The sequence below is a fragment of the Actinomycetota bacterium genome (genome assembly GCA_030019255.1).
GTDB lineage: Bacteria > Actinomycetota > Geothermincolia > Geothermincolales > RBG-13-55-18 > Solincola_A.
The window spans coordinates 155,601-176,595 of record JASEFK010000007.1; the positions used below are offsets into that span (position 1 = coordinate 155,601).

17 protein-coding genes are annotated in these 20,995 nt (G+C 65.0%); all 17 read right to left on the bottom strand.

Annotated features, from left to right (window positions below):
- Window positions 1-93 precede the first annotated feature (93 nt).
- The 17 genes from QME84_08165 to mraZ all read right to left on the bottom strand — a co-directional run bounded on the left by QME84_08165 (window position 94) and on the right by mraZ (window position 20,967).
- On the bottom strand, window positions 94-681 hold the full coding sequence (locus tag QME84_08165; protein MDI6874239.1) for a TIGR03936 family radical SAM-associated protein: 588 nt from the start codon (window positions 679-681) through the stop codon (window positions 94-96).
- Window positions 678-2,549 carry a TIGR03960 family B12-binding radical SAM protein gene (locus QME84_08170; GenBank protein MDI6874240.1) on the bottom strand — a complete coding sequence of 624 codons (1,872 nt, stop codon included), beginning with the start codon at window positions 2,547-2,549 and terminating at the stop codon, window positions 678-680. Before QME84_08170 ends, QME84_08165 begins: the two co-directional genes overlap by 4 nt.
- A gap of 533 nt (window positions 2,550-3,082) precedes the next feature.
- Window positions 3,083-4,144 (bottom strand): cell division protein FtsZ, encoded by a 1,062-nt coding sequence (gene ftsZ, locus QME84_08175; protein ID MDI6874241.1) that lies wholly within the window; start codon window positions 4,142-4,144, stop codon window positions 3,083-3,085.
- A gap of 557 nt (window positions 4,145-4,701) precedes the next feature.
- The gene (locus tag QME84_08180) at window positions 4,702-5,604 is read right to left on the bottom strand and encodes an FtsQ-type POTRA domain-containing protein (GenBank protein MDI6874242.1); all 903 of its coding nucleotides are present in this window, start codon (window positions 5,602-5,604) and stop codon (window positions 4,702-4,704) included.
- A gap of 426 nt (window positions 5,605-6,030) precedes the next feature.
- The gene (locus tag QME84_08185; protein MDI6874243.1) at window positions 6,031-7,020 is read right to left on the bottom strand and encodes a D-alanine--D-alanine ligase; all 990 of its coding nucleotides are present in this window, start codon (window positions 7,018-7,020) and stop codon (window positions 6,031-6,033) included.
- Between the two features lie 3 nt (window positions 7,021-7,023).
- The gene (murB, locus tag QME84_08190; protein MDI6874244.1) at window positions 7,024-7,977 is read right to left on the bottom strand and encodes a UDP-N-acetylmuramate dehydrogenase; all 954 of its coding nucleotides are present in this window, start codon (window positions 7,975-7,977) and stop codon (window positions 7,024-7,026) included.
- Window positions 7,952-9,358, bottom strand: a complete 1,407-nt coding sequence (murC, locus tag QME84_08195) for a UDP-N-acetylmuramate--L-alanine ligase (GenBank protein MDI6874245.1) — start codon at window positions 9,356-9,358, stop codon at window positions 7,952-7,954. Before murC ends, murB begins: the two co-directional genes overlap by 26 nt.
- Window positions 9,359-9,360: 2 nt before the next feature.
- Window positions 9,361-10,452 (bottom strand): undecaprenyldiphospho-muramoylpentapeptide beta-N-acetylglucosaminyltransferase, encoded by a 1,092-nt coding sequence (gene murG / locus QME84_08200; protein ID MDI6874246.1) that lies wholly within the window; start codon window positions 10,450-10,452, stop codon window positions 9,361-9,363.
- Window positions 10,370-11,578 (bottom strand): putative lipid II flippase FtsW, encoded by a 1,209-nt coding sequence (gene ftsW / locus QME84_08205; GenBank protein MDI6874247.1) that lies wholly within the window; start codon window positions 11,576-11,578, stop codon window positions 10,370-10,372. Before ftsW ends, murG begins: the two co-directional genes overlap by 83 nt.
- Before the next feature lie 148 nt (window positions 11,579-11,726).
- Complete coding sequence (gene murD / locus QME84_08210) at window positions 11,727-13,166, bottom strand: UDP-N-acetylmuramoyl-L-alanine--D-glutamate ligase (protein ID MDI6874248.1); 1,440 nt, start codon at window positions 13,164-13,166, stop codon at window positions 11,727-11,729.
- Window positions 13,167-13,171: 5 nt separating this feature from the next.
- A complete protein-coding gene (gene mraY / locus QME84_08215; protein MDI6874249.1) occupies window positions 13,172-14,182 on the bottom strand; it encodes a phospho-N-acetylmuramoyl-pentapeptide-transferase in 1,011 nt (336 codons plus the stop codon).
- 94 nt (window positions 14,183-14,276) lie between these two features.
- Window positions 14,277-15,677, bottom strand: coding sequence for a UDP-N-acetylmuramoyl-tripeptide--D-alanyl-D-alanine ligase (murF, locus tag QME84_08220; GenBank protein MDI6874250.1), 1,401 nt, complete (start codon window positions 15,675-15,677; stop codon window positions 14,277-14,279).
- Entirely contained in the window at window positions 15,674-17,170 is a 1,497-nt protein-coding gene (locus tag QME84_08225) for a UDP-N-acetylmuramoyl-L-alanyl-D-glutamate--2,6-diaminopimelate ligase (protein ID MDI6874251.1), read from the bottom strand. Before QME84_08225 ends, murF begins: the two co-directional genes overlap by 4 nt.
- Window positions 17,167-18,882, bottom strand: coding sequence for a penicillin-binding protein 2 (locus tag QME84_08230; protein ID MDI6874252.1), 1,716 nt, complete (start codon window positions 18,880-18,882; stop codon window positions 17,167-17,169). Before QME84_08230 ends, QME84_08225 begins: the two co-directional genes overlap by 4 nt.
- 98 nt (window positions 18,883-18,980) lie before the next feature.
- Window positions 18,981-19,478 carry a hypothetical protein gene (locus QME84_08235; protein ID MDI6874253.1) on the bottom strand — a complete coding sequence of 166 codons (498 nt, stop codon included), beginning with the start codon at window positions 19,476-19,478 and terminating at the stop codon, window positions 18,981-18,983.
- Window positions 19,475-20,416, bottom strand: coding sequence for a 16S rRNA (cytosine(1402)-N(4))-methyltransferase RsmH (gene rsmH / locus QME84_08240; protein ID MDI6874254.1), 942 nt, complete (start codon window positions 20,414-20,416; stop codon window positions 19,475-19,477). Before rsmH ends, QME84_08235 begins: the two co-directional genes overlap by 4 nt.
- Before the next feature lie 119 nt (window positions 20,417-20,535).
- On the bottom strand, window positions 20,536-20,967 hold the full coding sequence (gene mraZ / locus QME84_08245; GenBank protein MDI6874255.1) for a division/cell wall cluster transcriptional repressor MraZ: 432 nt from the start codon (window positions 20,965-20,967) through the stop codon (window positions 20,536-20,538).
- Between the last annotated feature and the right edge of the window lie 28 nt (window positions 20,968-20,995).

Sequence of the window (20,995 nt, forward strand, 5' to 3'; positions counted from 1 at the left end):
TATCCAGCACCGCTTTCCTCCATGATCTCCAGTTCTCCCTTTCCCGCATGGTAAAATCTGGACTCGCAGATATCGAGGTTTTTTCTACTCCTCCTATCCAGCACCGCTTTCCTCCATGATCTCCAGTTCTCCCTTTCCCGCATGGTAAAAATATGCTTTTTCGGGATTTTCCTCCAGGATCTCATCCCGGGAAGCGTAGATGCCCACCCTGGTCACCTTCTCGGCCTCTACGCCGAAACGCTCCTTCAGCCTCTGCAGGGCATCGCGCAACCTGCCTCCACCCTCACCGTCCACCCGCAGGCAGAGATGGAAGACGCCGTCCCCGCCTTCCACCCGGTACAGCCCGTAGCGCGCCCAGCGGGAGAGCTTGGGCATGTACCCGGGTAGCACCTGGAGGGAGACCACTCCCAGCCCATCCGGAAGCGCCTCGTTCATCCTCCTGAGCATGTCCTCCAAGTCGGGCTCCCTCTCCACGGCCACCTCAAGGTATTCCGCCTCCGCCGCCACTCCGAGGGGCAGGGCGGGGGCGAAGCTCACCTTCACCCTTGGGTGGAAACCGGAGGTGAAGACGAGATCCGCCCCGGAGCGGCGCAGGGCCCTTTCCAGGGCCCGCATGGTCTCGCGGTGGGAGAGATAGGCGGCCTCGCCCTTTTTGTAATATTTTACCAGTATACGCTTCAACTTCCCCCTCCCGCAAGCCTGTTGACGACCTCTCTCCCATCGCACGCCCCGCAGTCCCGGCAATCGCCGTAACGGCAATCGGGCGTGGGTTCTCCCCTGAGGGCTTTCCGGTACTCTTCCCACAGGAAGGACCTGTCGACCCCGGCGGAAAGATGTTCCCAGGGAAAGACTTCCTCCTCGCTCCTCTCCCTCTCCACGTACCACGCGGGGTCCAGGCCCTGCTCCTCCATGGCCCGCCGCCAGCGCTCCCAGGAGAAGAACTCGCTCCAGTTGTCCAGGCAACCCTCGCGAGCCGCGGCCTCCACCACGGGCCCCAGGCGCCGGTCCCCACGGGCCAGTATCCCCTCTAGATAGCTCATCTCCCGGGTGTGCCACTTCCAGGTGACTCCCTTGATACGCAGCCCCTCCTTGAGAATGAAATGGCGCCGGGCGGTCTCCGGCAGGGAGATCTGCCGCGCCCACTGGAAGGGGGTGTGCGGCTTGGGCACGAAGGTGGAAACGCTCACCGACAGGCGAAGCCCGCGGGGCGGCCTGCCGCCATCCCCTTCGCGCATGATGCGCCGCACCAGGGCGCAGATGGCCTCCACGTCCTCCTCTTCCTCGCCGGGGAGGCCGACCATGAAATAGAGCTTTATCTTCCGCCATCCCTCCCGGTAGGCAGCGCCCACCGCCTCCAGGAGGTCCTCGTCGGTGACCTCCTTGTTGATGGCCGCCCGCAGGCGGGGCGAGGCGGCTTCGGGGGCCAGGGTGAGACCCGTCTTGCGTATCCTGCCCACCCTGGAAGCCAGTTCCACAGAGAAGGAATCCGTGCGCAGGGAGGGAAGGGAGACGGCTACCCCCTCCTTCTCCAGGTCCCTGGAAAGTTTTTCCGCCAGGGAGAGAATGCTCGAGTAGTCGGCGCTGCTCAGGGAGGAGAGAGAGAGTTCGTCACATCCCGTGGCGGAGATCATCTCCCGCCCCCAGGCGTAGAGGAGGTCCTCGCTCCTCTCCCTCACCGGTCGGTAGACCATCCCCGCCTGGCAGAAGCGGCAACCCCGTGTACAACCCCGGAATATCTCCAGGCTGCAGCGGTCGTGCACCGATTCGACCAGGGGCACCAGCGGCCTCCGAGGCCTGGTCGCTTTGTCGAGATCGGGGACCACGCGCTTGCGCACCGGCATGGGGGCGCCCTCCAGGGCCTCTATGCCGGAGAGGGCGCCGTCGGGACGGTAGTGTACGCGGTAGAGGGAGGGGACGTACACGCCGGGGATGGAGGCGCAGCGCCGCAGGAAACCCGGCCGGTCTTTCTTTCCCATGTTCTTCCATTCGCGCACCGCGTCCAGGATCTCGTGGATGACCTCCTCCCCTTCGCCCAGCACCAGGAAGTCGAAGAATTCCGCCACCGGTTCGGGGTTATAGGCTCCAGGTCCCCCGCCCACCACCAGGGGATCGGAGTCCTCCCGGTCCACGGCGCGCAGGGGGATGCCGGCCAGGGAAAGTATCCGGAGCACGTTGGCGTAGGTCAGCTCGTGCTGGAGGGTTATGCCCACCAGGTCGAAGCGGCCGAGGGGGACCTTGCTCTCCAGACCAAAGAGGGGTATCCCCTTTCTCTCCATGAGCTCCTGCATGTCCACCCAGGGGAGGTAGGCGCGGTCGGCCATGGAATCCTCGCGGTCGTTTATCTCCTCGTAGAGGATGGCCAGTCCCAGGTGGGACATGCCGATCTCGTAAACGTCAGGGTAGACCAGAACGCAATTGGGCCCCCGCTCGGAAAGGGGCTTGCGCCGGGCGTTGACCTCGATTCCAAGGTAACGTCCCGGCTTGCTGACCAGCCCGATTTCCCGCTTAAAGAGGGAGCTCACGGGTTCCACGCCGTTCCCCTTCTCCATCCTTGTATTACTCCACGTGGCGTTGTCTCTACGCGTCCCACTTCATACATCTTTCCCGTTAGATCTTATGGCCGGCAAGTGTATTGCACACCCGCGCATCCCGTCGGCTCGACCCACGCATGCGAGCGACCACAACGTGCAAGCCGCTTCTTTCTCCGCTTTCCCACCTCCACCTTCCTGGAAAAGGATCCCGCATCCTCGACTCCCTTCCAGGGAGCACATTCGACGAGCGCCCTCCCCGCTTCTCCCGCCGGAGCCGACCAATACATATTAAGGAGGGGCGTTCCCGCTTGACAACGCCGCCCCCTCCGCCCTGCCGTTCCCGACGCCGCACCCACCCGGGAGGGCGCCAACCCTTCTCCCTCGGAAAGCTGAATCGCATCCCCCGTTTTTCCACTCCCCCTCTCTCCCGGTCCCGACGTCCGGCCGGACCTTCCTTCCCATCGCTCCGGAAAGAAGAAAAGCGAAGCGGACGAAAAGCCGCCTCGCGAAAACCTCCGGCCGCATACCGGAACCCGGATGCGGGTGAACGCCTACTTGTTGCGCAGGAAGACGGGGATGTCCAACTCCTCGGACTCGAAGACCATGGTCTTCTCCGGCGGCGCCTCCGTCTTCAGGGCCTTGCGGCCCGGCCGGGAGGGAGCAGCGCCGAGCTCGAACCCGGTGGCGATTACCGTCACCTTCAGCTCATCCCCCAGGGAATCGTCGATCACCGCGCCGAAGATGATGTTGGCGTCCGGATCGGCCACGCTGGCGATGATCTCCGCCGCCTCGTTGACCTCGAAGAGGCCCAGGTCCGAGCCACCGGAGATGTTGAGGAGGATGCCCTTGGCTCCCTCGATGGAGGCCTCCAGGAGGGGGCTGGAGATGGCCGCCCGCGCGGCTTCCGAAGCCCGGTTCTCCCCCGAGGCCACGCCGATGCCCATGAGGGCCGAACCGGCGTTGGACATGATGGTGCGCACGTCGGCAAAGTCCAGGTTGATAAGGCCCGGGACGGTGATGAGGTCGGTTATACCCTGCACCCCCTGGCGGAGGATGTCGTCGGCCATGCGGAAGGCGTTGAGAATGGAGGTCTTCTGTTCCGCCACCTCGAGGAGGCGGTCGTTGGGGATGATGATCAGGGTGTCCACCTTCTCCCGCAGCTTCTCGATGCCCATCTCCGCCTGCTGGGCCCTCTTGCGCCCCTCGAAAGAGAAGGGCCGGGTGACCACCCCGATGGTCAGGGCACCTTGCTCCTTGGCGATCTCCGCCACGATGGGAGAGGCGCCGGTACCCGTTCCTCCCCCCTTCCCGGCGGTGATGAAGACCATGTCCGCTCCCTTGATGGCCTCGGCGATGGCCTCCCGGTTCTCCAGGGCGGCCTGCTCCCCGATCTCGGGATTGGAACCGGCCCCCAGGCCCCTGGTTATGTTGCCCCCGATGTACACCTTCACGTCGGCATCGGACATAAGGAGGGCCTGGGCATCCGTGTTGATGGCCACGAACTCCACTCCCTTGAGCCCGGCATCGATCATGCGGTTTATGGCGTTGGTGCCGCCTCCCCCAACGCCCACCACCTTGATAACCGCTAGGTAATTGGTCGCGGTCTCCGGCATTTCCAGTCCCTCCTTTATCCGTGCCCTCCCGAAACGATCTTCGCGAGGCGCTCGCAAACTCTATACCATTACTTTAATGTTTTTAACTTTCCTTTTTCTTCCTACCGTGCCAAACAATAACTACGACGGCCCCACGGCCGAATCCTTCCCCTCAAAACCCTCCCCCGGGTCCAGCCCATCCGAGCTTTTCCCTGCTTCGTACCCGCCATGGAAGGGAAATTCATCCATCTCCCCGTTCACCATTCCGCAAGGCAACTTCTTGCCCATAAGGCACCAGGGGGTTCATCCCTTCCGGCTCCCTTCCCGGCCCTGAGGTCTGGCACCCGTTCCCGGGATATTACCGATGTCAAGCAACATGTACCTTTACGGAAAGATTATACTTCTTTTTTTCCTTAAATGTTAAGTCTCAATCAAAACCCGTGGAAGCGATCCAGGCGGGCTATACCTGGAAGAGGGGCTCGCGGCCCAAGGGAGGACAGACCTGCGTCACCGTAAGGACAGGGAAAACAGGCCTACATTCCCGTAAGGGGATGTCTCATCCCTTCCGGGAATATGGTTCATCGGGGCTTTATCGCCGGGTGGTCAGGATAGGTGACGTCAACGTATTGCAGTCCCGGGTAACGCGGCGCTATCTCCCGCATAGCCGCCTGGGCAATCTCCCCCTTACGCCGGAGGTCCGAACAATCACCGAAGATGACCCTGGTATTGTCAGCCAGGAGAAAATACCCTTCTCCTTCCGCGTATCCCACCTCCTCCGTCCGCTCGCGCAACTCCTCCGGTATCTCCTCGAGCAGTCCCACGATGCCCTGGAACCTAGGGTCCTCCAACCTGGCGCCGGGGTAAAGGAGAGGCATCCGCAGGCCGGTAATCTCGGGAACCTCCTCCCGGTCGGCATCAGCGCTTTCCACCACCAACCCCTCCCGGTCGACAAGGTGAAACCTGCCGTTTTGGACCAGGCACCCCACGGGAGTCCTCTCCGTTACCCTTATCATCACCGTATGGGGAAAACGCCTATGCACCTCCACCCGGAGCACGTAGGGCTCGGCGAGCAGCGCCTTCTCCACCGCGCCCACGTCCATCTTGAGCAGGTGGGTACGGGAGGTGATGCCGGAGATGGAACGGAGGTAATCCCCGCTCAACCTTTGGTTTCCATAGATTTCCACCCGACGCACGTTCAGGACGTCGGTAAAAAGATAGACCCAGGCCAGGGCGGCCAGGGAAGCTATGAGCAGTGCCGCCAGGAGCGCCCGCACCCCCCCGCGGGAATCCCCTTTCCGGGCCCTGTGCCCCCTTTCCGGTCTTCCTTCAGGCGACGTTTCCCGCTTGCCTGAGCCCCCGTGCACCCCGGGCTTGACCCTTCGCGCCCCCCGCTTCTCCCGGCCCCACTCACGGGACGCCGCATCCTCGAGGAGGCCGGCCATCCTCTTTCCCATGGTGTGTCCCGCCTCCATCCCGGCCATCTCCCTTTCCCCCACCCTTGCCGCTTGCCTCCGCCTTCGCGGTCCGGCGGTCGACTTTCGACCCCGGCGGAGCATGGTACCGGAAGGCGCTCGCTCGTTCCGTCCCGCCGCATTCCGCGCGCCTTTCTTTTCCGGGACCGCCCGGCCTCTCCCCCTCCTGCCCACCGAAAAAGGTTTGGAACGTCCTTCCATCCCTCCCGCGCGACGGAGTTTCCCCTCCCGCTCCGCGGCGCTTTCCGGCGCGCGGTCTCCCTCAAGGCGTTCGCTTTTCCCTCCGGGCCCTTTCGCCCGGCGTTTTCCCGCAGTCGCCAATCCCGTTTCTCCTTCCGTAAGCACCGTGAATTCAAGGCGGTGAAGTGGGGGCCCGCTGGACCGCGGCACGGGCACGGATCGAGACGGCCTCTTGCCGGAAACGCGGTCTAGGGCTCACGAACCGTGCCCGTCTTCGGTGTCACTGCGGCGACCGACCTTGAGCCTTGCGGTGCGCAGTATCCTTTCCACCATGTCCCGGAAGGTGTATCCGGCCGCGGCGGCCGCCTTGGGGACCAGGCTCAGTTCGGTCATACCCGGGAGGGTATTCACCTCCAGGCAGTAGGCCCTTCCTCCCTCATCCACCATGAAATCCACCCGCGAGACCCCCTCACACCCCAGGGCCCGATGAGCCCTCACCGCTAGGCGTTGCAGCTCAGCGGCCAGGTTCTCCGGGATGGGCGCCGGAACCAGGTACTCGGTCATCCCCTGGGTGTACTTGCACTCGTAATCGTAGATCCCTTTGCTGGCCACCACCTCCAGTACTGGCAGGGCCTCCGGCTCCTCGCCCAGTAGCCCAACGGTCAGCTCGCGTCCCCGGATGTATTTCTCCACCAACACCACGTCGTCATGGCCGAAGGCCACCCGCAGGGCCTCCTCCAGCTCCTCGGTGTTGGAGGCCCTGGAGGACCCCAGGGTGGATCCCTCCCCGTTGGGCTTGACCATGCACGGGAAACCCAGGTCCAGCGCTATCCCTTCTGCCGTCCGCCTCAACCCGGCGGCCTCGACATCAGCGGCGTTGATCACCACGTCCTCGGCCACCGGAATCCCCTCGGCGCGGAAGATGCGTTTGGACATGCGCTTGTCCATGGCCAGGGCACTGGCCAGGACTCCCGAACCCGTGTAGGGCACCCCCAGCAGCTCGAGCACTCCCTGTACCGTTCCGTCCTCACCCAGGCGACCGTGCAGGGTCAGGAAAGCCACGTCCACCTCCGAGCGCAGGGAGGCCAGCTGTTCCACCGCCGAGGGTCCCAGGTCCACCTCGAGGACCCGGTATCCGAGTTCGCGCAGGGCGGCCGAGACCGCGGCTCCGGAACGCAGGGAAATCTCCCTCTCCCCGGAAACCCCGCCCATGAGTACCGCCACTCGTCGCAAATCCCGGCCCAATCCCTATACCCCCCCGCTGAAGCCGACCAGCCTGATCTCCTCCTTCAACTCGATCCCCTCCCTACGGTGTACCTCTTCCTTTATCCTGTTCATGAGGCGCAGCACGTCTTCCGCGGTTGCCCTACCCAAGTTGATGATGAAATTGGCGTGCTTCGGCGACACCATCGCATCGCCCACCCTTATGCCCTTGAGACCGCACCTCTCTATAATCTCTCCCGCGCTGATGCCCGGCGGATTGAGGAAGACGCTTCCCGCCGACGGCCTGTCGAGGGGCTGTCTCTCCCGCCTCCAGGTCAGGAACTCCTCCCTCCTGGCCTTAATCCTTTCTTTATCATCAACATAAAGGTTAAGTTTAACTTCATATATTATCTCCAGGTCTCCGATCCCAAGGGCGCTGCGGTAAGCGAAGCCGGCCTCCCGCGCCGTGAGCGCCCTTTCGGTTATCTCCTCCCCCTCCAGGCGCAGGACCCTTACCAACTCCACCCGGTCGCCTACGCACCTGCCGTGGGCTCCCGCGTTCATGCGCACCGCTCCCCCCACGCTCCCCGGTATTCCGGAAAGCTCCTCCAAGCCCGCCAGGCCGTGCTCCAGGCACCAGACTATCAACCGGTTCAGTTCACATCCACTCTCAACATATACTTCACCTTCACTCTGAATATGGGCCCTCTTCAATCCCTGGGAAAGCAGCACCACCACCCCGCGAAAACCGGAGTCGGAAACCAGAACGTTGGTCCCCTTGCCCAGGACCAGGAAATCGCATCCCTCCTCCAGGAGCGCCTGGGAGAGTAGGACCAGCTCCTCCTGTCCCTTGGGTACCACCAGGAGGTCGGCGGGACCCCCGATGCGAAAGGATGTGTAACCTGAGAGGGGCACATCCTTCAGTACCTCACCCCTCAACCGGCCGTGAAGCTTACGGTAGAGATTCTCTATCCTACGCGTCGCATCCTTCCCGCGCACCACCATCATCCCTTTCCCGCAGCAGGGAGGAAATCTCACGGGCGCAGAGGGATATGTCCCCCGCCCCCATGGTTATGACCAGGTCGCCGGGACGGAGAAAGCGCACCGTCGCCTCCCCCAGGGCCGCGCGCCTGGGAACGTAGACCACCTGCTTGGAGGGTTCTTCCTCCAGCACCGCGTTGAGGATGAGCTTTCCGTCCACCCCGGGCATGGGATCCTCGCCCGCTGCGTACACGTCGGTGAGGACCAGCAGGTGGGCGCGCTTGAAGGCCGTGCCGAAATCCCGCCACAGCGCTGAGGTCCTCGAGTAGCGGTGGGGCTGGAAAAGGCATACTATGCGCTCCCTTTCCTCCAGCGAGGCGGCCTCCAGGGTGGAGCGCACTTCGGAGGGATGATGGGCATAGTCGTCGACGATCCTGATGCCGGCTATCTCGTCCACCACCTGGAAGCGCCGTCGCACCCCCTGGAAGGAGGACAGGGCCTCGGCGGCGGTGCGGAAATCCACCCCCATGGCGTGGGTGAGGGCCAGGGCGGCCAGGGCGTTGTAGGCGTTGTGCCGTCCCGGTATCCTCAAGCGCAGCTCGCCCAGCCGCCTTCCCCGGAAGGACACGGAAAAGGAGCTGCCGCCGCGGAAGACCCGCAGGTTGGAAAAACGGTAGTCGCAGTCCTCGCCCTCTCCGAAGGTATAGGTCCGGGCCGGGCCTCTTTTCTTGAGGGAGCGCGCCCCCGGGTCATCCCCTCCGACCACCAGGATCCCGTCCAGGGGGACCAGCCCGACGAAATGCTCGAAATGCTCCCTTATCCTCCCCGGCTCCCGGTAGTAATCCAGGTGATCCTCCTCCACGTTGGTCACCACCGCCGCCCAGGGCTTGAGGAGCAGGAAGGACCCGTCGCTCTCGTCCGCCTCGGCCACCACGAATTCCCCGCTCCCCGCGTGGGCATTGCTTCCCACGTCGTTGAGCTCTCCCCCTACCACGTAGGTGGGGTCCAGGCCGGCTCGGGACAGGATCATGGCCACCATGGAGGTGGTGGTGGTCTTTCCGTGGGTCCCCGCCACGGCGATCCCCTTCCCCTCCTCCATGATGCGGGCCAGCATGGCGGCGCGGGGAAGGACGGGGATTCCCCTCCTGCGAGCCTCCTGCAGTTCTCGGTTCCTCTCCGGGACCGCCGAGGAGACCACCACCACCCCGGCGCCCTCCACGTTGCGGGGGTCATGGCCGATGAAGACCCGGGCCCCCATCTCCCGCAGCCGTTCCGTGTTCCGGGACTCCTTCAGGTCGGACCCGCTGACCTCCACTCCCCGGGCCAGCAGCACGGCGGCGATGGCGCTCATGCCAGCGCCGCCTATGCCCACGAAGTGCACCCTTCCCTTGAAGTCCATCCTCATCCACCCGCCAGCGACAACACCACTTCGGCCAGCCTGCGGGCCGCGTCCGGCCGGGCCACGCCCAGGGCGGCCCTGCCCATCTCCTCCAGCCTGCCTTCCTCGTTCAATAGCCTTTCCACCTCGCGTACAAGACGCTCCCCGTTCATCTCCCGGTCGGGAATCACCACCGCCGCCCCCGCCGCCCTCAGGACCTCTGCGTTGGCGTCCTGGTGACCCGCGGTGGCATAGGGGTAAGGAACCAGGACGGCCGCCTTGCCGGCCGCGGCCAGCTCGGCAACGGTAGAGGCGCCGGCCCGGCACACCACGAGGTCCGCCGCCCGGTACAGGAGGTCCATGCGCTCCACGAAATCCACCGGTCGGTACAGGAGATCTCCGCAATCCACTTTCGCCGCCACCTCCATGAATTCCTGGTACTTGTCCCGACCCACGGCATGCACCACCTGCAGGTCTCCGCGGTCCTTCCAGGCCGGAAGCGCCTCCAGGACCGCCCGGTTCAGGCTGCCCGCCCCCTGGCTGCCTCCCACCACGGCCACCGTCCTGCGCCCGCGCTCCAGCCGGAAATGTAAATAGGGATCCTCGTCCCCTTCCCCCCTGGCGAGAAGGGGGTTTCCGGTCACCACCGCCTTCTCCGCCCAGGAGGGCATATGGTTCAGGGTCTCGGGAAAGGAAATGGCGATTGTCCGGGCGGCGGCGGCCAGCAGCCGATTGGCCGAACCGGGTATCACGTTCTGCTCGTGGATGGCCAGGGGCACGCGCAGGCTCAGGGCGGCCAGGGCACCGGGCAAGCAGGCGTACCCGCCGAAGGCCACCGCCACTCGCGGGATGTTCTCCTTCATGTCCGAACGACAGCGGATAAAGGCGCCGGCGAGCGCGGCGGAAGCCCTCAGGTTGGTCGCGTCCGGCCGGCGGCTGAACCCGCTCACCCTCACGAAGACCGTCCGGAGTCCGGGGAGCGACGCCGGGGATTCCGCCTTCCCGCCCAGGTAGAGCGTGATCTCCACTCCCTCACGCGATGCGAGCTCGCCGGCCAGCGCCAGCAAGGGATGCAGGTGACCTCCCGTCCCTCCCCCGCAGATGGCTATCCTCACGGCTCCTCCTCTTCTTCGTCCCAGCTGCCCGCCTCTCGCCCCCGCGGGAAACGCTTAAGAGTATACCGGTCATGCACAGGCATATCACCAGGGAGGAACCGCCGTAACTGAAAAAAGGAAGGGTGATGCCGGTAATCGGCAGCACCCCGGTGGCGGCCCCCATGTTCACCACCGCCTGCGCTCCCAGCATGCAGACGACCCCCCCGGCCAGCATCCTGCCCGTCCGGTCCGGGGCCCGACGGGCTATCCTCAGGCCCAGGTACACGAAGATGGAGAGGAGGAGCAGGACGGTGAGGGTTCCCACCAGGCCCAGCTCCTCGCCGATGATGGAGAAGATGAAATCGGTATGGGCGTTGGGAAGGTAGAAGAACTTCTGCCGGCTCATGCCCAACCCCAGCCCGGTCGGGCCCCCCGATCCCAGGGCCAGCATGGACTGGATGACGTGAAAGCCGCCTTCCCTGGGAGCGCTCCAGGGATCCAGGAAGGCTAGGAAACGTGCCCTGCGGTAGGGGGAGATGACGATGAACAGCAGGGTGAGGCCTACGCCGCTCACGGCCAGGGAAACCACCTTTTCCCACGGCGCGCCGGCCAAGTAGAGGACCACGAAGGCCGAAAAGGCCACGATGAGCATACTTCCCAGGTCAGGTTCCAGGATGATGAGAAGGGAAGCCAGGGCGGTGACCACCAGGACGGGAACCGCTATCTCCTTCCAGGTCTTCGGGCTTTCGCGCCTCCTTCCGTAGTGGTATACGGCGAAGAGGAGAAGGGAGAGCTTGGTCAGCTCGGAGGGTTGTATGACCAGGGGGCCGATGTTCAGCGAGCGGCGCGACCCGTAGACCACCTCCCCGAACAGCAGGACGGACACCAGCCCCGCCAGGGAGAGGACCACCAGAAGTGGGGAGAGCTGCACCAAGCGCCGGTAATCCATCCCCGCCAGCACCGCCAGGGCCGCTAGTCCCGCCGCGAACCAGAGGGCCTGACGGAGGAGGAAATAGTAGCTGGACCCGTAGTGGTCAAGGGCCGAGCCGGAGCTGGCGGAGAAGATCATCACCATCCCGAAAAGGCACATGAGCAGTACCGCGGCCAGCAGGGTATAGGCGGTACCGTCAAGACGGGCCGGGGCCACCCCCGTACTTGTATCCTTCCCCCGGGGCAAGGCGTGCACGGAGGCGACTCCGCTCCCATCCCGGAATGCCGGGGACCGTCTTACGGGCGCCCCGGCGGCGCCACGCCGCCTCTCCGTAGCCGGGCGGCGAACCTCTCTTCCCGCGCGCCTATCTGCCATCCCTTTTCTCCATATATTCTTTTACCAATCTCTGGAAATGGTCTCCCCGCTCCCGGTAATCGCGGTAACGGTCGAAGGAAGCGCAGGCCGGGCTGAAGACCACCACGTCACCCCCTCTCGCGCTGCGGGGCAGATCCTCGAAGACCTCCTCCAGTCCCGGCAGGATCTTCCGAGGTACGGCGGGACCCTCCTCCTCCAGCGCGACCTCTATCTCCTCCGCCGCCTCTCCGATGAGGTAGACCATGCGTACGCCGCCCCGCTCGTTCCTCCTGGCTATCTCCGCAGCCAGTTCCCGGAAGGGAAGTCCCTTGTTGCGACCTCCCAGGATAAGCAGCATGGGGCCGGGAAAGGCGCTCAGGGCGCGTAGGGCGGCATGGGGATTGGTGGCCTTGGAATCATCGTAGAAAGAAACGCCGCCGCGTTCCCCCACCCACTGGAGGCGATGAGGAAGGCCCCGATATTCCCGCAGGGCCTCCCGCACCGCTTCCGGCGGGACCCCCATCAGCAGGGAGGCGGCGGAAGCGGCTAGGGCGTTCTCCAGGTTATGCTCCCCTCGTAGGACCAGCTCCTCCACCCTCATGATCTCTACCGTCCGTCCGCCCTCCGGGTCGCGGAAGCGGATTGCGTCCCCCTCGCGGAAGACACACGCCTCCCCCGCTCCCCGACGGCTGAAAAAGCACTTTCCGGCGGGTGCGGTACTCACAGCCTTTACGCATAAGGGGTCATCGAGGTTTATGACCGCCTGGTCCCCCGGGCCCTGGTTCATCCAGATGCGGCTCTTGGCCTCCAGGTATTCCCCAAGGTCACGGTGCCAGTCGAAATGGTCCTCGGAAACGTTCAGGAGCACGGCCACGCGCGGCCTGAAGTCGCGAATGTAGAAGAGCTGAAAGCTGGAGACCTCCACTACCAGTGGGTCCCCGGGTCCCATCTCCTCCACGGCGGTGACCATGGGAAAACCGATATTGCCGACCGCCCTGGCCCGCATACCCGCCTTTTCCAGGATGGCCTCGATCATGCTCACCGTGGTGGTCTTTCCGTTGGTGCCGGTGACCGCCACCACCGGGCCGCGGGCGTACCTCCAGGCCAGTTCTATTTCACTCCACACGGGAATCCCCCGCGCCTCGGCTTCCCGCAGAAGGGGAAGGCGTGAACGCACCCCCGGGCTCACCACCACCAGTTCCACGCCCCGCAGCACTTCCTCCCGGTGGTGCCCGAGGACCACTTCCGCTCCCCGTTCCGCGAAGGAGCGCGCTGCGAGGCGCATCTCCTCGGAATCCGAAAGGTCGTTGATGCGCACCTTTATGCCCTCCCGGAGGAGCTTATCCGCCGCGGCGCGCCCCGACACGCCCAGCCCGATGACCAGCACCAGCCCGGCCTCCGGGGTCGACCATCCCCGCGGTGTGTCCATGTTTCCGGCCCTTTTCTCCACGATGCCTATTTCCCTCCCACGTAATTGATGTAAAAGAGCAGGAAGCCGATGCCCACGCAGAACCCGGCCACGATCCACAGGCGGATTAGGGTGGTCACCTCCGACCATCCCTTGAGCTCAAAGTGGTGGTGCAGGGGCGCCATGCGGAAGACCCGCCTGCGGGTAGCCTTGAAAACCGCCACCTGGATGACCACCGAGGCCGCCTCCATGACGTAAAGCCCCCCCAGAACCAGGAGGAGGAGCTCCGTTTTGGAGAGCATGGCCACCGTGGCCAGGCTCCCACCCAGGGCCAGGGAACCGGTATCCCCCATGAAGATCTTGGCCGGCGGTGCGTTCCACCACAGGAAACCCACGCAGCTACCCATCACGGCCCCGGAGAAGATGGCGATATCCAGGGACCCCTTCACGTGCGGGTAGAGGAACTGATGGTTGCGGAACTGGATGAAGGCGATGAGCACGTAGGCGGTCATCACCAGGATGGTGGCCCCCGAGGCTAGCCCATCCAGGCCGTCGGTGAGGTTCACGGCGTTGGAAAACCCTATGATCATCAAGTAGACCAGGAGGAAGTAGAAGGGCCCCAGGTCGCAGAGCACGGAATCGCTCCGGAAAAAGTAGAGCTTTGTGTCCACCCCGAAATGGTTGGTGGCCAGGTAAGCCAGGGCCACGGAGAGCAGGAGCTGCCAGAAGAGCTTGTGACGGGCCTTGAGTCCCAGCGAACGGGCGTAGCGCAGCTTGGTGTAATCGTCGGCAAAGCCCAGGAGTCCGCAGCCCAGCAGGGCCAGGCCCAGGGCGAATCCGGTCCCCGTGGTCAACCTGACCGCCATGAGCAAGAACCCCGCCAGGGTGGAGAAGGCGATGAGCACCCCTCCCATGGTGGGCGTGCCCTCCTTGGCCAGGTGGGCCTGCGGGCCGTCCTCCCTTATGAACTGTCCTATGCCTCTCCTGCGCAACCAGCTGATGAACAGGGGCATGCCGAAGATGCACACCACCAGGCTCACCAGCAGCGCTCCCATCACCCGGTACAAAGGAGCCTACCTTTCCACGTGCTTCAGCGCCGCGCCATCCCTTCAACCCCGCCGCGGCTCAGCGTGTATATTACCCCTTCGGCCCTCAGGCCACCAGGTCCAAGAGCTTCTCCAGCCCCAGGAAGCGCGAGCCCTTGATGAGTACCACGTCTCCCGGCTCGATGATGGCCCGCAGGATCTCCGCCGCCCGGTCCACGCGCTCCACGGAGAATACGCTGCCCCGCGGCAGACCACTCTCCCTCGCCGCCTGGGCGATCTTGCGCGCCCTGCGGCCCACGGTGATGAGGATGTCCGCTCCGTACTCCACGACCATCCTGCCCACCTCCAGGTGCGCCCTCTCCGAAACGGGGCCCAGCTCGGCCATGTCCCCCAGGACGGCTATGGCCCTCTTGCCCCTGGCCAGGTCCCCCAGGGCCATCAGGGCCGAGCGCATGGAGACGGGGTTGGCGTTGTAGGCGTCGTTGATGATGGTGATCTGGTCCGGTCTGGTAATCATTTCCATCCTCCATCCGGTCACCTTCGCCTCCTGCAATCCGGCGACTATATCCTCCGTCCTCACCCCCAGGATCTCCCCCACCGCCGCGGCCGCCAGGGCGTTCTCCACGTTGTGGCGGCCGGGCAAAGGCAGCCTCACCTCACAACTATCACCTCCCTTGAGCCGCAACAGGAACCTCGCCCTGCCCCGGTCGTCCAGGGCTACCCTCTCCGCCCGTACCTCCGCTCCCCGGCCGGTCCCGAACTTCACCACGCGACAGGAAGCCATCTTCCGCAAGAAAGGCGTGAATTCGTCATCGGCGTTGAGCACCGCCGTGCCCTCCGGCGGGAGGGCCTGCAGGAGCTCTCCCTTGGTCTCGGCCAGCCCCTCGCGGGTGCGGAACCAGCGGAGGTGGGCATAGCCTATGTTGGTCACCACGCCTATTCCGGGCCTGGAAAAGGCGCACAGGTCGCGGATGTGACCCTTTCCCCTGGCGCCCATCTCCAGGACCAGGAAGCGGGTATCTCGCCCCGCCTTCAAGATGGTCAGGGGTACGCCGATCTCGTTGTTGTAGCTCCCCGGGGGGGAGACGACCTCCCCAGCCCGGGAGAGGACCGCCGCCATGAAATCCTTGGTGAGCGTTTTGCCGGTGGAGCCAGTGATGCCCACCACCTCGCAGTCCAGCATCTCCCGCTGCCGTCCCGCCAGCCGGGCGAGGGCGCTCAGGGTGTTCCTCACCCGAAGCACGGCCGCGCCCGCGGCCTCCGACGACCTCAAGGTGGCGGGACCTATCCTGGAGACCACCAGTGCCGCCGCTCCCTTCTCCAGCGCCTGGGGCAGGAAGTCGTGGGCGTCGTAGTTGCGTCCGCGAAGGGCGAAGAAGAGCTCCCCTTTTCTCAGGGTCCTGGTGTCCGTGGAGACCCGGGATATGCGCCGGTTGCCCCTATCGCCGAGGTACACGACCTCCGCCCCCACGGCTTGCGCTATCTCCTCCACGGTCATGGGTATCATGTCCTGCCCAGCCTCCTCCGCAGCGCCTTTCCGGCTTCCTCCACGTCGTCGAAGGGGACCACGCGGTCGGCGAAGATCTGCCCCCGCTCGTGGCCCTTCCCGGCGATGACCACCACGTCGCCGCTTTCGGCTTCCCCCACCGCCATCTCGATGGCCTCCCGGCGGTCCGGAACCACCCGCCAAGAACCGCCCTCGCCGGCCCGCCGGGCTCCCTTCTCGATCTCTTCGATGATAGACAGAGGATCCTCGCTCCGGGGGTTGTCGGAGGTGATGATGGCCAGGTCGGCCAGGCGCACGGCGATCTCCCCCATGAGGGGCCGCTTGCCCCGGTCCCGATCCCCCCCGCATCCGAAGACCACAATCAGCCTGCCCCGGCTGATGGCCCGTGCCGCCTCCAGGACCCGGCGCAGGGAATCCGGGGTATGAGCGTAGTCCACCAGCACGGCGAAATCTTGACCCTCCTCCACGGCCTGGAAACGCCCAGGTACCCCGGGATGGGAGAGGATGCCCGCCAGGCTGGCGGAGGGGTCCAGCCCCAGGAGGATGCAGGCGGCCAGGGCAGCGAGGATGTTCTGGAGGTTGAAAATCCCGGTCAGCGCCGTCTCCCCTTCCTCCTCCCAGCCTTCGTATCGCACCCGTACCCGTGAGGACTTAAGGCCCGCCTCCAGGAGCCAGCCCCGCAGGCGGGCTTCCTCACCCGTCCCGAAGGTCAACACCTCGCCCTCCAGGCTCGCAGCCAGGCGGCGCCCGTAGGGATCGTCGGCGTTCACCGCCGCCGCGGCCGCCCCCAGGCCACCCATGGAGCGGGGCAGGAAAAGCATTTCCTTCGTCCTGTAATATTCTTCCATATGGCGGTGGAAATCCAGGTGATCCTGGCTGAGGTTGGTGAACACCGCCACCCGGAACTCGCAGCCCTCCACCCGGCGCAGGGCCAGGGCGTGGGAGGAGACTTCCATGGCCGCCACGCCGCACCCCGCCTCCACCATATCTGCCAGGATGCGCTGCAGGTCCGCCGACTCCGGGGTGGTGCGCTCCACCGGCAGCTCCCGCCCCGCCACCCGGTAGGTGACCGTCCCTATGAGTCCCGCCTTTATCCCGCAGCGCGTGGCCGCCGCCTCCACCAGGTGGGTGGTGGTGGTCTTGCCGTTGGTGCCAGTAACCCCCACCAGGGCCAGTTTCCCGCTGGGATGTCCCCAGAAGCGGTCGCTCAGAAGCGCCAGGGCCAGGCGGGTGTCGACCGCCCGCACCAGGGCTGTATCTGGAGGTAGCGGGAGGGGCACCTGGCGCCCTTCCTCCACCACCAGTCCCACGGCCCCCCTCTCCAGCGCCTCCTTAAGGTATAGATGTCCGTCGGTGCGGAAGCCGGGCACGGCCACGAAGAGGTCTCCCGGCCTCACCCGGGCGGAATGGTAGGCCAGGCCCCCGATCTCGACATCGGCTCCCCCCGAAAACCTCAGGCCCTCTAGCCCTTCTAGGAGACGGGAAAGCTTCATTGCCGTACCACCCTGTCGCTGGTATTGCGTTTTTCCTGGCTGGGAGTAATTACCAGATGCTGCAGGGAGAATTCCATAACCCTCGAAAAGCAGGGGGCGGCGGCCAGCCCCCCGTATACCTGCGCCGGCTCGTCAAGGGTGATTACCGCCACCAGGCGGGGGTCCTCTGCCGGGGCGAAGCCGGCGAAGCTGGCGATGTAAGCCTCTCGGTAGCCGCCCCTGGGGTCGGGTTTCATGGCCGTGCCCGTCTTGCCCCCGCAGTTGTAAAGGCTCATGGAGGCGCGGGTCCCGGTCCCCACCCGCACTACCTCCCCCAGGATATGGCGGAGAGAGGCGGCGGTGTTCTCGGAGATCACCCGCTGCTCACCCTCCACCCGGTTTTCCTCCCGGGTTCCATCGGGATGGATCACGCAGCGCAGGAAATGCGGCCGGACCATCGTCCCCCCGTTGGCCACCGCGGCCATCACCACCGCCAGCTGGAGGGGGGTCACGGCTATACCCTGCCCGATGGCCACGGTGGGAAGGGTGGTGGCCGTCCAGGCCTCCGGGTCCGGCACCTTACCTGCCGCCTCCCCGGGGAAATCCACCCCGGTGGGGGTTCCCAGGCCGCACCGGCGCAGGTATTCCACCATGGCCTCCTTCCCCAGGCTCATGGCCGTCTTGATGGTTCCCAGGTTGGAGGAATGGGCAATCACCTCGGTGAAGGTCAAGTCGCTCCTGGGCATGGGGTGATCGTCCTTGAACTCGTATTTCCCCACCTGGATGGAGGGTGGTATGTGGATCACCGAACCCGGCGTGACCACCTGTTCCTCCAGGGCGGCCATGGCCGTCACCACCTTGAGCACCGACCCGGGCTCGAAGGCGTCGGTGACGGCGCGGTTGCGGGTCAGAGCGGGATCCGTCTCCGGGTAGGCGTTGACGTCGAAGTGCGGAAAGGTGGCCATGGCCAGTATCTCCCCCGTGCGGCAATCCATGACCAGGCCCGTGCCGCCCTTGGCGCCGCTGCCCTCGACAAACAACTTAAGCTGCTCCTGGAGCTTGAACTGTATCTCGGAATCGATGCTTAACTGGATGTCGCAGCCATCCACGGGCTTCTTTATCATCCTGGTCACCCCGGGAATGGGATCGCCCCTGGGATCCACTTCCAGCTCCGCCTGGCCCTCCTCGCCGGCCAGGAGCCCCTCATACTGGAGCTCCACCCCGGCCAGGCCCACGTTGTCCGTGCCCACGTATCCCAGGACCTGGCAAGCCAGCTCCTTCTGGGGGTAGAACCTCTTGCTCTCCTTCTCCAGGCCGATGCCCTGGATCCCTAGGGCCTCCACCTTCTCCGCCGTATCCGGATCCGTCTTTCTAGCCAGGTAAACGAAACCGGAGCCGGAGCGAAGCTTCTCCTCTATCTCCTGCCTGGGTTTTCCCAGCACCAGAGAGAGGTCGGCGGCCGCGGCGCCGGCGTCCTCTATCAGGTAGGGAATGGCATAAATGGAATAAGCTTCCTGGCTGATGGCTAACACCTCACCGTCGCGGTCTAGGATGGAGCCGCGCCGAGGCTTGAGGTCCGCGAAATGCTGCCTCTGCTCCCTGGCCAGGGCTTCGTAGCGGTCGGTCTTAAGGACCTGGAGGTAAACCAAACGGTAGGCGATGAAGCCGAAAGCGGCCATCAGGAGCAGGGCTGCCAAGTTTATCCTGGCATCCCTGTTTTTTCCTTTCGACACCTCGTCCTCCTTGGATGCCCGAGCCGCGCGGCATGGCGGCCATATGATGAATTTCGCCAGTAGGCGCGCTCAACCCTTCAAGCTCGTACTGCTTCGGTTCAGATACCTCCTTCTTCCGGTCCGTCCACCCTGGCCTGGACCTCCGGAACCGCCGCCTCCCGCTCCCGAAGCTTCCTCTCCACGGCTGCGCGGTAGGCGGGGGTCTGCAGGTACTCCGCTCTTTCCACGTGGACCATCCCCAGCCTGCTCACGGCCTCCCTCTCTATCCTTCCCGGGGACTCAAGGGAAGCGATCTCCAGGCGCAAGGCGTCCTGCCGACGCCTTTCCAGTTCGATCTCCCTCTGGGACTCCCGCAGGCGCACCTCGTTCTGCACCACGCCTACGTGCAGGACGACGGTCAACAGCAGTATCCCGCTGGCCAGGAGGGCCACTGCCAGAAAGGCCGTGAAGATCAGCCTGGACCTCCTGGCTCTTTCCATTTCCTTCCTGACGGCCTCTTCCCGGCGCCGCCTTTCCTCCAAGCGCCGCCTTTCCTCTCCCAGCGCGGGGTCGGACAGACACTTCCACTCCAGGGCCAGGGACAACTCGTTCCTCACCTCTTTTCCGCCGCCCGCAGCTTGGCGCTCCTCGAACGGGGGTTGGCCTCCCTCTCCTCTGGGCCTGGCCTGACCGGTCCGGGTGTGAGCAGGCGCAGCTCCTCTTCCCTGCCGCAGTCACATTCCCGGTCCATCGCGCAGGCGCACCTCGAGCCCCGTTCGGCCATGAATCTCTTCACCATCCTGTCTTCCAGGGAGTGGTAGGAGATGACCACCAGCCTTCCACCCCTCCTCAGGACCCGCACCGCCTGTGGCAGCACCGCCTGCAGGTTGTGGAGCTCACCGTTGACCTCTATGCGCAAGGCCTGAAAGGTCCTGCGCGCCGGATGTCCGCCCCGCCGGCGCGCCGCGGCGGGAATGGAATCCCTCACAATCTCAGCCAGTCGATCCGTGGTGTCGATGGGTGCGCGCTCTCTCTGGACAGCGATGCTCCGAGCGATACGGGAAGCCCAATGCTCCTCGCCGTACTCGCGGATAATACGCGCCAGCTCTCTCTCCTCATACTCGTTCACCACCTTCCAGGCATCCAGATCCTGGTCTGGGTCCATGCGCATGTCCAGGCGCCCGCTCAGCCGGTATGAGAACCCCCTCTCCGGGGAATCGAGCTGCAGGGAGGATACCCCCAGGTCCAGGAGCACGCCGTCCACGCTTCCCACCCCCAGTTCCTCCAGCACTTCCTGCAGGGAAGCGAAGTTGGCGCGTCGCAGGACGAGGGCGGAGGAGAATTCCCGCAGGCGCTCCCGCGCCCTCGCCAGGGCCTCCCCGTCCACGTCCAGGCCGATCAGGCAACCCTTTCCCCCCATCTCCCGCAGGAGGGCCAGGGCGTGCCCCCCCTCCCCGATGGTGGCGTCCACCAGGACGCTCCCGGAGCGGGGGCGCAGGAAGCCCACCACCTCCTGGCTGAGTACCGGAACATGGCTCAAATCACCTTCGCCCATTTATTTCCAGTAAACGGCGAAGGCAGCGGGAAGTGCCTCCTTCCCTGCGCGTCCACTGCCTCCGGCTGGTGGTGATTATCTCCATCATGGTCCAGTCCCCCCTCCGAGGCTCCGGCGGCTCAGAATCCGAACTCCGCCAGCCTCTCCCCGCTCTGCTCCAGCTTCTCGATGCCCCCGCGCATGGATTCCTCCCACCGCTCTCGGTTCCAGATCTCCACGCGGTTCATCACCCCAACTACGACCACCTCCCTGTCCAGGCCGGCCATCTGGCGGAGCCTGGGAGGGATGGTCAGCCTTCCCTGGCGGTCGGGGACCGCCTCCCCGGCGTTGCCGAAGAGCACCCGGGCCATCTGCCGCCTCTCGCGGCTTCCCTCCGGGAGGGCCTCCATCTTGGCCATCAACTTCTCAAACTCCTGGCGGGGAAAGACGGCCAGGCATTCCTCGAACCAGAAGACCATGACCGCCCCTTCCTCCAGCCTGGAACGGAAGCGGGCGGGCATGATCACCCTTCCCTTCTCATCGATGCTGTGCTCATAGGTCCCCAGGAACATCGCCTTATCCGTTCCCTCTCCACCTCAG